Raw genomic sequence first — 13,558 nt, forward strand, 5'->3', positions numbered from 1 at the left:
ATTGCACACCGGGATAATACTGGCTGCCATGTCCCTGTCCCGGGACGGTTCGGCTGATAATACTGCCGCAGCCGCTCAACACGAGTGTGGTGGCACACAATAGGGTTAATTTAAGGAAATAATTCACAACATTTACTCACAATGAACTGGCGTTAGTTTAACCGGGTCACGGGTGGAATAACTACACCTGTGCGCGTAAAGATTGTGTTAGTCAGAATGTTGGCAAAAAAAAAGCGGCATCGCTGCCGCTTTTAGGTTTTCGAGGTTAGCGCTGTGGAAGCGCCTCAGGATTGAGTGTCAATTTCTGATAACTCTCCACCCATTGATGATATTTCTCTGCACTTTCCCACAGGCGTGAGTGCACGCGCGCCAGCACTACTGGGTCACTGATGAGCTGCAAACGCTGCTCGCGGTTCAGTTTCTCAGGCGCATCGCTCAGTGCCTGATCGACACGGCGGTCGCGTGCATGATCCAGCAACGCACTCTGTTTGTGACGCGACGTGGCCATTGCGGTTGCCAGTGCATTGAATGCCGGGTTGAACAAGGCATGCATAAAGCCATTCTTCAACGCCCGCTCGCGGTTCAACTGCAGGTAGTGATCGGTATCAACCAGCTCTTTCGGTGGTTCATACTCTTCCGGGATCAGGAACAGCTTCGCATTCTTACTCTTCTGTCCCACCGTTGCACGGCTCGACATCACCGACACAAACGGCGACAGAATCAGTGAGAACACAATCGGCGCCAGCCACCATAAGAAGTTCAGATCGAGCACACCCATACCGGCCGCCCAAACGATACCTAACAGCATCTGAGAACCATGACGACGGAAAGCTTCGCCCCATGGTGTAGCATCGTCATCACGCTGCGGTGAGTTCCACACCACTTCCCAGCCGAGGAACGCGCTGACCACGAACACGGTGTGGAACAGCATACGCACCGGTGCCAGCAACACCGAGAACAGCATTTCCAGAATCAGCGAGCAGAACAGACGAATGGCACCACCATACGGTTTGGCACCTTTGAACCAGATCAACACCACACTGAGCAGCTTCGGCAGGAACAGCAGTACCAACGTGGTAGAGAACAGCGCGATCGCCAAATCAGGACGCCACTGCGGCCACACCGGGAACAGCTGGCGCGGTTGCAGGAAGTAGGTCGGTTCCATCAGCGTATGTACCACCTGCAACGCGGTGGACAAGGCGAGGAACATAAACCACAACGGTGCTGACAGATAAGACATCACACCGGTCAGGAACACCGCACGGTGAACCGGGTGCATCCCCTTCACCAGGAACAGTCGGAAATTCATCAGGTTACCGTGGCACCAGCGACGGTCACGCTTCAGTTCATCCAGCAGGTTCGGCGGCAGTTCCTCGTAAGAGCCCGGCAGATCATAGGCGATCCACACACCCCAACCGGCACGGCGCATCAGCGCGGCTTCAACGAAGTCATGTGACAGAATTGAACCGGCAAAAGAACCTTCACCAGGCAGCGGTGCTAACGCACAGTGCTCGATGAACGGCTGAACACGGATGATGGCGTTATGGCCCCAGTAGTGCGATTCGCCCAACTGCCAGAAGTGCAGACCGGCGGTAAACAACGGGCCATAGACGCGGGTCGCGAACTGCTGACAACGCGCATACAGCGTGTCCATGCCTGACGCTTTTGGCGACGACTGGATAATACCGGCGTTCGGATTGGCTTCCATCATGCGCACCAGGCCAGTGAGACACTCACCGCTCATCACGCTGTCAGCATCCAACACCACCATGTAGCTGTAATTGCTGCCCCAGCGACGGCAGAAGTCATCGATGTTACCGCTTTTACGCTTCACACGACGGCGACGACGGCGATAGAAAATCTTGCCTGCGCCTCCGACATCACGCACCAGCTCCATCCAGGCTTTCTGCTCAGCGATGGCGATATCGGCATCGTAGCTGTCGCTCAGGATATAGACATCGAAGTGCTCGGCATTACCTGTACGCTGCACCGATTCCCAGGTGGCACGCAGACCGGCGAATACGCGTTCAACGTCTTCGTTACAGATCGGCATGATCAGCGCAGTACGATGCTCCGGATTGAGCGGCTCATCACCCGTGGTCGAATACGAAATGCTGTATTTGTCGCGACCCATCATCAACTGCAGGAAGCCCATCAACGCGGTCCAGAAACCAGCGGACACCCAGCAGAACAGAATGGCAAACAGGAACAATATCCCGGTTTGCAAAATGTAAGGCAGGATCAGCTCTACCGACTGCAGCCAGTTCTGGTTAAACAACTCGATAGGATCGAGCAGCGTCCAGCCCTGATATGGCAGAATGGTTTTCATGTACCAGGTCGCCACTACCGTCTGTAAAATCGTCAGAATCAGCAGGACATAACGGCGCATAGAACCGACATGACGCCACTTATCTTCGGTCTTTTGCTCTTCCGCTGTGGCATAACGCGGCGTGAATTTTTTCCCACGCACAGAATCCCATGCACGCGCGATCGGGTTGGTGCGCCAGATCTCAGGGAACATCAGCGAGCGCTTCACTTTAGGCATCGCCTTCAGCGTGGTGCGGTCGAGATAATCCTTACTGAGTTGTTGACCCTCGGCCAGTGAATCCGGCCAGGCCATCTGTACGCGTGATGACACCGATTTTAGCGGCGCATCATCCGGGCGATCGCTGGCGGCAACATCTTGCCCCAGCGCCGTATGAATAGCGTGGAACGCCTGGGCATTCTGTAACGAATCACTCAGACGAGCGCGCCCCGCCGCATCAAGCGGCAGGGCCTCCACGTAAGATTGAGGTAAAAAAGTCGATTTATTCATTGGCAGGTAGCTGATAGCTCCAGGTTTCCGTCAATGTCTTGTCGCCGCTCACCAGCGCCGCACGCATTTCGGTCGGCTGCTTGTTATCTTTCACGCGCAGACGCAATACCAAACGCCAGCCTTTGGTCACCGGGTTGTAGCGTACACTCTGCTCAACCACGTCGGCATTGTTGCCTACACTGACCTGAGGCGCGACCTGGGTATTGTCCGGCAGTTTGCTCATTGCTTTACCGACGAAGTCGATAGTAAAGGCAATTGAGCCATCCGGCTGACGTACCAGGTTAGACTGCTTCACATCACCCGCAGAACGCAGCGTGTTTTTCACCCATGCCACATCATCCTGATGCAGTTGGTTTTCATCACGCGTGAAGTGCAGACGATATTGGAAATTCATCTCTTTGCCCGGCTCTGGCAATTTCTCAGGCGTCCAGAAAGCCACGATGTTGTCGTTGGTTTCATCCGCTGTCGGGATTTCGACCAGTTCGACACGGCCTTTACCCCAGTCACCCTGTGGCTCAACCCAACCGCTTGGACGCAGATCGTAGCGATCGTCGAGATCCTGGTAATGGCTGAAATCACGGCCACGCTGCAGCAATCCGAATCCTTTCGGATTTTCGATGGTAAAGGTGCTCACCGCCAGGTGTTTCGGGTTGTTCAGCGGACGCCAAATCCACTCACCGTTGCCCGCGTGAATGGACAGCCCATTCGAGTCATGTAACTCGTTACGGAAATTGGTCACCGGTGAAGGCTGGTTAGCACCAAACAGGAACATGCTGGTCAGTGGTGCCACGCCCAGTTTGCCGACGTTGTCACGCAGGTAAACCTTAGACTGCACATCCACCGTCGACTCTTTGCCCGGTTTGATAATGAAGCGATAAGCACCGGACGCACGTGGCGAATCCAGCAGTGCATAGATCACCAGCTGCTTGTCCTGAGGTTTTGGACGTTCAATCCAGAACTCTTTAAAGCGCGGGAACTCTTCACCTGATGGCAGTGCAGTATCAATCGCTAAGCCGCGCGCAGAAAGACCATACACCTGACCTTCGCCAATCACGCGGAAATAGCTGGCGCCCAGGAAACTGGTGATTTCGTCGTCTTTACCCTTTTTGTTTAATGGATACAGTACTTTGAATCCGGCAAACCCGAGGTTCTTGACGGAATCAGCATCGTGTTTCACGTTGCCGAAGTTGAAATAGTCAGGGTTATATTTGATTTCACGTACTGATGAGGCGGTGACTTCATTAATTTTCACCGGCGTATCAAAATACATGCCCTGATGATAAAACTCGAGCTTAAACGGCGTGCGCAGTTTGCCCCAGTATGCTTTGTCGTGGTTAAACTGGATCTGCTGATAATCCGCAAATTTCATATCACGAAACTGAGAGGGTAAATTGCTCTTCGGCGCTTCGTAACCTTTCCCTGCCAGCGCCTTGGCTTGTTTTGCCACATCATCAATGTTGAACGCCCAGCTATTGTTGGCGTACAACGCCAGCAGAACTGCCGCGCCTACCCAGCGCATTTTTACCAGTCCCACTTTTTTATTCACTTTATTTAGCACATCCCCCCCTTTCGTGTGCTCAGATCAAACCCGTTTATCTTAAAGGATTATTCGGTTTTCCGACAGCTTATGCACAAGATTGTTCCGCTGATTTGTAAGCTGAAAGTGTGCTTTTCGGATAATTAAACCCTTCAGGTTAAGATACAGAATCACCTGATAGTATACGCTGTTTACAGGCGGTAGAATTTTCATCCAGCATAATCCGGTTTCAGGGTGAAACCGGCAAGTAAACTGACAAATTGGAAGCTTATGAGTTCAGCAAAACCCGAACGCGAATATTTTCTCGACTCCATTCGAGCGTACTTAATGTTATTAGGCGTGCCCTTTCACGTCTCGTTGATTTACTCCACACAGCGCTGGGCCGTGAATAGCCACGATGCCTCGATGTGGTTAACCGTTTTGAATGACTTCATCCACGCCTTCCGCATGCAGGTGTTCTTTGTTATTTCAGGTTATTTTTCCTACATGCTTTACCTGCGCTATCGGCCACAACACTGGCTGAAGGTCCGCATGGAGCGTGTAGGTATCCCGCTGTTAACCGCCATTCCGCTCATTACCCTGCCGCAGTTTTTTATGCTAAAAAATCTGACCGACAAAGTGGGTCATTGGGATAGCTTTTCTTGGTATGACAAGTACAACACGCTGGCGTGGGAACTGATTTCTCATCTGTGGTTTTTACTGGTTTTAGTGATTCTAACGGCATTCGGCATGCTGACCTTCCGCTGGCTGAGCACTCAGCAGCGGAAGATTGATTATCAGCAGGTAGGCTGGGGGAAACTGACGCTGGCATTTCTGGCTTATGCATTGGTCTGGTGTCTGTTCCGCCGCGCGCTGTTTTATGCCGTACCGGCCGTGTTCGCCGACGGTCTGTTCAGCGTGGCCGTGATGCAAACCCTGACGTTCCTGCCGTTCTTTATGCTGGGCGCATTAGCATGGAAACATCAGGCGCTCAAAGCCTTGTTTGTGCGTTTCAATCCGGTGATGTGTTTTGGCGCCATTGCGGTATTTATCGCTTACAGCCTGAATCAGCGATACAGCAGCGGCGATGGCTGGCTGTATGAAATTGATGAGGTGATCTCAACTCTGATGGGACTTTGTATGCTGAATGTCTGCTTTAGCTTTGGTCACAAGCTGCTGAACAGCCATTCCCCGCGCATCATGTATTTAGTCAATGCCTCACTGTTTATCTATCTGGTGCACCATCCGCTGACGATTCTGTATGGCATTTACGTTACCCCGCATATTAGCAGCAACACGCTAGGTTTCTTTGTCGGTCTGCTGATGGTGTTTGGCATTGCTTTTATGCTGTATGAAATCCATCTGCGCATCCCACTGCTGCGTTTCCTGTTCTCCGGTAAACCTCAGCGCAATGCGGCTAAAGCGCCCTCTGCTACACGGTAATCGGCATCAGCCCCCACAATGTGGGGGCGATTGTTGTCCGGTGCGCCAGCATGTCCTGCGTCATTTACAACAACCACTCCACCGGTAAGCGCCACACCAATCGCACCAGCAGTCGCTGTATCCACGTACACTGCGGCTCATGCTTGTGCACCACCTCACCTGCTTCACCGGGATACTCAACCCAGTTCACCCGCCCCCAGTTGTCCAGACGCAGTGTCCAGGCGCGATCGCGCATCCCGGCAATAAAGCGCTGATGGGTTTGCTGCGCCAGGGCTTCACTCTCAATCACCAGCCCCATTTCGGTATTCAGCACCGCAGAGCGGGGATCAAAATTAAACGAGCCGATAAACACCTTTCGGTTATCGACGGTGAAGGTTTTCGCATGCAAGCTTGAGCCGGAATTACCGGTTAACCCACGGTCATGTGGGGCGTCACTGGCGTTGGCTTGCGGCTTCATCTCATACAGCGCAATACCATGACGCAGCAGCTTTTTACGCCAGCGCGCATAACCTGCGTGCACCACGGACACATCATTGGCCGCCAGTGAATTGGTGAGTATGGCGATTTTGACACCCCGCCGCTTCAGTGCGACCAGATGAGCCACGCCGGCACGCGTGGGCACAAAATACGCCGAGATGATATCGAACTGCTGTTGCGGTGTGCCAATCACCTCCAGCATGCGTTGCGGCAACAGGCTGGAACGTTTCGCTTTGCCAAGTCCCTTGCGCGGATCATCACTCAGCAGACGCGATTCGGCCCACGTCATCTGCATTGTTCCCTGTTCCATTTGGCTGACAAAAGAAGAGTGCTCCAGCCGCGCCAGATAACGCTGAACGGCTTCACTCTGCTGCCACTCTGCCGGTAAACGCACAGCCTGATGGGCATCGCCCGAGACATCTACTACCGCGCGCAAGGGTGAAACCGCTTTGCTCTGCCAGTAGCGCTCGAAATCGTGCGTGACTTGATGTACCACCGGGCCAATCGCCAGCACGTCCAAATCGGTAAACAGCGGCTCATCGCCAGTCCCGAAATATTCGTCGCCGATATTGCGCCCACCGACCAGTGTCACGGCCCCATCCACCGTCAGGCTCTTATTGTGCATGCGTCGATTAAGGCGGGCGAAATCAGTCAGGTAACCGAGCGCGCGCAGGGTGCGAAAGGAAAAGGGATTGAATAAGCGCACCGCAATATTGGGATGGCGATCGAGTTCGGCCAGCGTGTCATCCAGGCCCGGCGTATTATTGTCATCTAATAGCAAGCGAACGTTGACGCCACGTTCGGCGGCATCCAGCAACGCGCTAAACAACAGACGGCCAGACATGTCGTTGTGCCAGATGTAGTACTGCACATCAATAGTGTGTTGCGCCATGCCCATCAGCAGATAGCGCGCGGCAAAGGCATCCAGACCATCGTTAAGGGGATGAATGCCACTCATCCCAGGATGCAGCGCACAACGTGCATCAACAATCTCTCGTAACCCTTCGCCCGCAGGCGGTTGCTGAACGGATGCTGCTTCACTCATACCGAATCCCTGAATTCACTGGATCTATTATTGTTGGTCTTACCGCATCGGATGGCCATCAGAGATATCTGCTACCGCTCACTGACGCGTCTTTAGTTTACAGTCTAGACTTAGGCGTGCGTTCTGCATCCGACGTTTACCGTGAGGAGAGGATGATGACTCAGCAATCCCCGCGCCATCACCCGCAGCTTTTCCGCAGTTTCTTCCAGGGTAGCTTCCCCTGCTCCACCGCCTGCCGCAGCGGGGGCCGTCGTATGGATATGGTGATCAGTAGTGGTCACGACATGTTACTGGAGAAAGATTACGCTGCGCTGGCGCAGGAAGGATTACACACTGCCCGCGACGGTGCACGCTGGCATTTAATCGAAGCCACGCCAAACGAATATGACTGGCGCAGCTTTTTACCGATGGTCCATGCCGCCGCACGTCACGATATGCAGATCATCTGGGAATTAGCCCATTTTGGCTACCCGGAACACCTTGATATCTGGCGTAGCGCCTTTGTCGATCATTTTGAGCGTTTCGCACGTGCCATGGCGCAGTTGATGCGTAATGAAGGCGTTGAACACCCTTTTTTCACCCCAATCAACCAAATATCCTTTTGGTCTTGGGCCGGGGCAGATGTTTCCTGGCTTGATCCCTATGCCAGCGAGCGCGGCCGCGAGCTAAAACGTCAGCTGGTACGCGCCTCGCTGGCGGCGATGCATGCGGTTCGCGACGTTTATCCTGATGCGCGCTTTGTACTCACCGATCCGCTGGTGCAAATCGCTGCCGACCCCGACAACCCCGACAGTAAGCCCTATGCAGATGCCCAGCATCAGTCCCAGTTTGAAGCCTGGGACTGGATTGCCGGGCGCGATGCGCCGGAGCTGGGCGGGCGTGAAGACTTCCTCGATATTCTCGGCCTGAATTACTATCCCGATAACCACTGGTTCTTTTCTGGCGACACCATCCCCGCTGAACACGCGACTTATCAACCGCTGCATCGCCTGTTGTTGCAATGCTGGCAGCGCTATCAACGTCCATTGCTGCTGGCAGAAACCGGTGCCGAAGGCGACGCGCGCGCGCCCTGGCTGCGGCATGTCACGGAAGAGGCGCTGTTAGCTCTGGATGAAGGGGTAGCGCTGGAAGGCATTTCGCTCTATCCGGTAGTCGAATATCCGGCCTGGGCAGACGATCGACGTTCACCTGGCGCGCTGTTTGGCCTGGGCGATCCCAATGGCAATCGCACGCTACACGAAGCCCTGGCGTTAGAGCTACGCAGTCAGCAAATTAAGTGGCACAACCGGGAAAAACAGAATTAAGAGTGTTGCGTCGGATGAACTTTTGGCGGACAGGTTTGTACATCAAGCGTGGGATCGGCGGGATGGCGCACATCGGTCAGCCATGTCATGGTGAACAGGAACACCACGCCGATTAAACAGGCGGAGAGCAGGCCAATTATGGCGATCAGTTTGTCATCTCGGGCTTCCATCGACATCTCCTTGCAGGCTTCCATGAACTGTTGCTGACCTTAGCTCATCCATAACGTCACCATCAGGACGAAGATTATAAGGGTAACAGAGGTCACTGCAAGTACCACAATAGCGAAGTGCGCATCATCCAGAGATTGTCGTAAAGGCTCGTCGTGATCGTCAGGTGGCGCGGGTGAACTCATGTTGACTCAATAACAAAAGACTTTTGTGCGCGGGATTGCCGCACTGAGTGTAATGGAATGCGTGGCAAGATACAGAATTATTTCAGTATGAAATGACAACAGGGACGCAATGGCGTCCCTGTTAAGAGCCGGATTAGAAATCGTAGCTCATGGAGACTTTCAAGGTGCGAGGGTCGCCCTGCACCAGATAGGTGCCGGTACCATCGACGTTGGCCCAGTATTTCTCATTAGTCACGTTATCCACACCAACGCGCCAGACCAGATCGTTCTGGCTGACCTTCATGCGGTAACGCACACCCAAATCGAGCGTGGTGTAGCTATCCAACTTCAACGTATTGGCTGAGTTTGCATACTGTGAACCGGAGTGGTTCAGCATGGCTGTCGCGGTCAAACCATCAACAGGCTTGATGTCGTACTCAGCACCCAGCACATAGTTGTAACGAGGCACACCGATAGCCTGTTTGCCATCATAGGTGCCGCCGGAGGTTTTCGTCATCACTGGATCGATCCAGGTCGCACTGGCATTCAAGCGCAGACCCAGAACCGGCTCACCAAAGACGTTGGCTTCCAGCCCACGGTGACGCTGCTCGCCATCCATCACATAAGCGCCGTCGCTGTTTAACAGGCCTGATGGTTTCTTGATTTCAAACAGACCTAACGATCCGCCCATACGACCGAAGTCGGTTTTCACCCCGATTTCGTTTTGCCTGGAGTGTGCAACACCCGTTACGCTGCCATAGTTAGTCGCGGTGTTAGGTGCCACGCTGCCTGGCTGTAACGCTTCGGTGTGGTTCGCGTAGAAGGACACCTGTTTCCACGGCTTATAAACCACGCCGTAAGTTGGCATCCAGCGATCATTGGTATAACGAGAACTGACATCTTCCGCACCTGTGCCGTAAGCGTAATTACGCACTACCACTTTCTGATGGCGCGCACCCACGGTGAACAGCAGCGTATCGTCAAACACGCCTAAGGTGTCACTCAGCAGGTAACCTTGCGTACGGGTGCGAGCTGTCGTCAGCGGATCTGAGAATTTACCACCGGCGAAGGTTGCTGCCGGCTCTGCAACATCGCCGCTGTTGTAAATGTTGAACGGCGTGCCGACCAGCGACATGTTGTAGGCGTTTTTGGCATTAGTGGTTAATGCTGAATAGCCCACATTGACTTTATGACTGACGAAACCGGTGTGGAAATCACCGCGCAGACCCACCATACCGCTCATGTTGTCCTGAATGCGGTTGGAGTAGAAGCTGCTGATAGTGCCATCACCATTGGTATCGGTAACCGTTGGCGAACCATAGTTACCGGTTTCGTGGGCATGCTGTGCACCCAGTCCGGCATAGGCCGTCCAGCTATCGGTGATATCGTATTCCGCTTTCGCCATTCCGAATTCGGATTCCATATCGCTGTACACCCATTTCTGGCTGTAGTTATGCGAGTTGGAGGGAACCTCTGGAATGAAGTCGCCGAATTTCACGCCCTGCAGCGCATCATGATAGGTCTTTTTCTGATAGCCCACGTCCAGCGAGGTGCGCAGACGATCGCCACGATAATCCAGGCCCAGTGACGCTGCCGTGGTGCGTTTCTTCTCGCCATCCACGCCAGTCTCACCTTCGCGATGAACTGCATTGAAACGAACGCCAAACTGGTTGTTATCACCGAAACGACGACCCACGTCCAGCGTTCCGCCGACCTGAGAAGATGAAGTGTAATCCACGCCAACGCGGGTAATCGGCGTATCTTCCGCGTGCTTCGGCTCCAGGTTGATCATGCCACCGACGCCAGATGACGCCGCGCCGTTGACCAGGCTGTTAGCGCCTTTGAAAATTTCGACGCGATCAATCAGAGAAGCGTCCATCACCTGACGCGGCACAACGCCTGCCAGACCACCGTATGTCATATCATCGCCATCCAACTCGAAGCCACGGATGCGATAAGCCTCGGCAAAGTTACCGTAGCCTTTGACATTTTGAACGCCAGCGTCATTACGCACCACATCAGCGATGGTTTTCGCCTGCTGATCCTGAATCATTTTCGAGGTGAAGCCGATGACGTTAAACGGCACATCCATGGCATTCTGCTCACCTAGCATGCCGAGGCGACCGCCGTGGGCGATTTGCCCGTCGAGGTAAGCGGGTACTAAATCATTGCCGCCGGATTTGAAGTCAGCTTGTGGCGTTGCGGTCACAGTCAGCGTCTGCTGCTCGTTTTTGGCCGCGGTTGAAGACGTTGTGGTGTTGGTGGTAGCAGCCATCACTGGCAAACAACCGGCACTGACCAGAACGGCGAGCAGCGTCGGTTTCAGTCCGGGATTGAAAGGCGAAGTACGCATGGATATCCCCTGATACGAAATATATTGATAATCATTTTTATTACGGTTTGCGATTATGCGGAGTGCCAATACGAAAGCAAGTAAAATCGCTGAACTTACTCAACTCAGCGTGGTCAGAAGCGCTTATTTGTTAAGAAAGCGAAAACTCCCTGCGGTAATTGCACTTACTACCGTGATTTCACTCAGAAATTGTGGGGATTTGAGACCGGTAAAAATAAGAGTACAGCGGCTTCGTTGATTGAAACCGCTGACATTCTGGAGGATTCAGGCTTTGCGGTTTCGCTTAATGAAAGCGCTCGCAGTTTGGAGAATTTAGGCGATGCGGCTTCACTTATTGAAACCGCTGACAGTCGGGAACAGTTAGGCGTCGCGCCAGCGTTTAAACACCAGCGAGGTGTTAATACCCCCGAAGGCAAAGTTGTTGGATTGAATATAATCGGTATCGATTGGTCGTGATTCGCCGATGATATAGTCCAGATCGCCACATTCTGCGGCGGGCTGCGTCAGATTTAGCGTGGGCGCAAACCACCCTTCTCGCATCATCTCAATGCTCATCCAGGCTTCCAGCGCACCACAGGCACCGAGCGTGTGGCCAAAGTAGCTTTTCAGCGACGAAATTGGCGTGTTATTGCCAAATATCGCTGCCGTGGCCTGACTTTCAGCGATATCGCCGCGATCGGTGGCCGTGCCATGGGCATTGATATAGCCAATCTGCTCCGGCGTCACGCCCGCCGTTTTCAGCGCGCGTTCGATGCAGATCTGCATGGTTTCACGCTGCGGCTGGGTAATATGCGCCGCATCACAGTTGGTGTGGAAACCCACCAGTTCGGCGTAAATGGTGGCGCCGCGTGCCTGGGCATGCTCCAGTGATTCGAGGATCAAGGTTCCCGCGCCTTCGCCAATCACCAACCCATCGCGCTGCTGATCAAAAGGTGACGGTGAAGAATGCGGTGCATCGTTGCGTTGGCTGGTGGCAAACAGCGTGTCAAACACCGCCGCTTCGGAAGGACACAGCTCTTCAGCCCCGCCCGCCACCATCACCGTTTGATAACCATGGCGGATCGCTTCCCACGCATAGCCAATCGCCTGGCTGCCCGACGTACAGGCGCTGGAGGTGGGGATCACCCGGCCACGCAGGCCAAAGAACAACCCGGCATTCACCGCCGTGGTGTGCGGCATCATCTGCACATAGGTGGTGCCGGTAATGTTGTTGGTATGTTTTTCTGTCAGCATGGTGGCAAATTCACTGACCGGGCCGGTGCTGCCAGTAGATGAACCATAGGCAATACCGGTTTCCCCGCTGGTCAGCACCGGGTGATCGATCAAGCCGGCCTGCTCCAGCGCCAACTCGGTAGCGCGCGTCGCCATTAACGACACACGACCCATCGAACGAATGCGTTTGCGCGTGTAGTGCGCGGGCAGTTCGAAGTGATCGACCGGGGCACCGAGCAAGGTGTGTAAGCCGTCGTAAATCTGCCATTCCGGCATTTTACGCACTGCATTTTGCCCCTGCTTAATGCGCGCAGCCACCGCTGGCCAGTTTTCACCAAAGGCAGTGACGCCCCCCATTCCGGTTACCACGACCCGTTGCATCACAGCATACCTCCATTAATTGAAATCACCTGACGCGTTACGTAGCCCGCAATATCCGACATCAAATAGCTGGCGAGCCCGGCGACTTCCTCAGCCGCGCCCATCCGTTTCATCGGGATGATTTTCAGCGCTTCGTCGATCACCATCGGCTCCAGATCCGTCATGCCAGTGTCGATTAAACCCGGCGCGATACAGTTCACAGTGATTTTGCGTTTTGCCAACTCGATGGCCAGCGCTTTGGTGGCACCGATAATCCCGGCTTTGGCCGCGCTGTAGTTGACCTGACCACGGTTGCCCATGATGCCAGACACTGAGGATAAGGTGACGATACGACCGCCTTTGCGCAGACCAATCATCGGCATCACACAGGGATGAATCACATTGTAGAAGCTGTCGAGGTTAGTGTGGATCACACTGTCCCACTCATCTTCGGTCAGGGCCGGGAAAGCGCCGTCGCGCGTAATACCGGCATTATTCACTACACCGTAATAGGCGCCGTGTTCGGCGATATCGTTTTCAATCGCGGTGCGCGTAGCTTCGCGATCGGCCACGTCAAACTGCAGAGTGCGCCCCACTCCGCCCACATTCGTGATGTCCGCCAGCGTCTGTTGTGCACCCGCTGCATCACGGTGGTAATGCACCACTACGTTGAAACCATCCTGCGCCAGGCGAAGCGCAAT

The 13,558-nt window shown here is 54.1% G+C and carries 9 protein-coding genes and 1 pseudogene; 2 read left to right on the top strand and 8 right to left on the bottom strand.

Annotated elements, in window-relative coordinates; all coding sequences use genetic code 11:
* The 3 genes and pseudogenes from H7A81_RS27765 to H7A81_RS19870 all read right to left on the bottom strand — a co-directional run.
* Nucleotides 1-127 (bottom strand): annotated as a pseudogene (locus H7A81_RS27765) (YceK/YidQ family lipoprotein); the annotation flags it as partial.
* A 138-nt stretch (nt 128-265) separates the two neighbouring features.
* On the bottom strand, nt 266-2,815 hold the full coding sequence (gene mdoH / locus H7A81_RS19865; RefSeq protein WP_182058494.1) for a glucans biosynthesis glucosyltransferase MdoH: 2,550 nt from the start codon (nt 2,813-2,815) through the stop codon (nt 266-268).
* A complete protein-coding gene (locus H7A81_RS19870; RefSeq protein ID WP_182058499.1) occupies nt 2,808-4,343 on the bottom strand; it encodes a glucan biosynthesis protein G in 1,536 nt (511 codons plus the stop codon). Before H7A81_RS19870 ends, mdoH begins: the two co-directional genes overlap by 8 nt.
* Nucleotides 4,344-4,622: 279 nt before the next feature.
* Between H7A81_RS19870 and mdoC the strand changes: the two genes are divergently transcribed.
* On the top strand, nt 4,623-5,774 hold the full coding sequence (mdoC, locus tag H7A81_RS19875; protein ID WP_182058495.1) for a glucans biosynthesis protein MdoC: 1,152 nt from the start codon (nt 4,623-4,625) through the stop codon (nt 5,772-5,774).
* A 64-nt stretch (nt 5,775-5,838) separates the two neighbouring features.
* On the opposite strand, the gene H7A81_RS19880 is transcribed toward mdoC, so the two are convergent.
* On the bottom strand, nt 5,839-7,296 hold the full coding sequence (locus H7A81_RS19880) for a phosphatidylserine/phosphatidylglycerophosphate/cardiolipin synthase family protein (protein WP_304622196.1): 1,458 nt from the start codon (nt 7,294-7,296) through the stop codon (nt 5,839-5,841).
* A gap of 155 nt (nt 7,297-7,451) precedes the next feature.
* On the opposite strand from H7A81_RS19880, the gene H7A81_RS19885 reads away from it, so the two are divergent.
* The gene (locus tag H7A81_RS19885) at nt 7,452-8,600 is read left to right on the top strand and encodes a beta-glucosidase (RefSeq protein WP_182058496.1); all 1,149 of its coding nucleotides are present in this window, start codon (nt 7,452-7,454) and stop codon (nt 8,598-8,600) included.
* On the opposite strand, the gene H7A81_RS19890 is transcribed toward H7A81_RS19885, so the two are convergent.
* The 4 genes from H7A81_RS19890 to H7A81_RS19905 form a co-directional block, all read right to left on the bottom strand.
* Nucleotides 8,597-8,770 carry a hypothetical protein gene (locus tag H7A81_RS19890; RefSeq protein ID WP_166931874.1) on the bottom strand — a complete coding sequence of 58 codons (174 nt, stop codon included), beginning with the start codon at nt 8,768-8,770 and terminating at the stop codon, nt 8,597-8,599. The genes H7A81_RS19885 and H7A81_RS19890 overlap by 4 nt on opposite strands.
* Nucleotides 8,771-9,086: 316 nt before the next feature.
* A complete protein-coding gene (locus tag H7A81_RS19895) occupies nt 9,087-11,285 on the bottom strand; it encodes a TonB-dependent siderophore receptor (RefSeq protein WP_182058497.1) in 2,199 nt (732 codons plus the stop codon).
* Between the two features lie 360 nt (nt 11,286-11,645).
* The gene (locus H7A81_RS19900; RefSeq protein ID WP_166932035.1) at nt 11,646-12,878 is read right to left on the bottom strand and encodes a beta-ketoacyl-ACP synthase; all 1,233 of its coding nucleotides are present in this window, start codon (nt 12,876-12,878) and stop codon (nt 11,646-11,648) included.
* On the bottom strand, nt 12,878-13,558 hold a 681-nt coding region (locus H7A81_RS19905), incomplete at its 5' end, for a 3-ketoacyl-ACP reductase FabG2 (RefSeq protein WP_182058498.1). The genes H7A81_RS19900 and H7A81_RS19905, both read right to left, overlap by 1 nt.

Source organism: Pantoea sp. ME81, from assembly GCF_903970985.1.
Lineage (GTDB): Bacteria > Pseudomonadota > Gammaproteobacteria > Enterobacterales > Enterobacteriaceae > Pantoea > Pantoea communis.

Bases quoted from the DNA above. Each gene is read 5' to 3' on its own strand.
- H7A81_RS19885 (WP_182058496.1), top strand. From the start codon at position 7,452: ATGACTCAGCAATCCCCGCGCCATCACCCGCAGCTTTTCCGCAGTTTC.
- mdoH (WP_182058494.1), bottom strand. From the start codon at position 2,815: ATGAATAAATCGACTTTTTTACCTCAATCTTACGTGGAGGCCCTGCCG.
- mdoC (WP_182058495.1), top strand. From the start codon at position 4,623: ATGAGTTCAGCAAAACCCGAACGCGAATATTTTCTCGACTCCATTCGA.
- H7A81_RS19895 (WP_182058497.1), bottom strand. From the start codon at position 11,285: ATGCGTACTTCGCCTTTCAATCCCGGACTGAAACCGACGCTGCTCGCC.
- H7A81_RS19900 (WP_166932035.1), bottom strand. From the start codon at position 12,878: ATGCAACGGGTCGTGGTAACCGGAATGGGGGGCGTCACTGCCTTTGGT.
- H7A81_RS19890 (WP_166931874.1), bottom strand. From the start codon at position 8,770: ATGGAAGCCCGAGATGACAAACTGATCGCCATAATTGGCCTGCTCTCC.
- H7A81_RS19880 (WP_304622196.1), bottom strand. From the start codon at position 7,296: ATGAGTGAAGCAGCATCCGTTCAGCAACCGCCTGCGGGCGAAGGGTTA.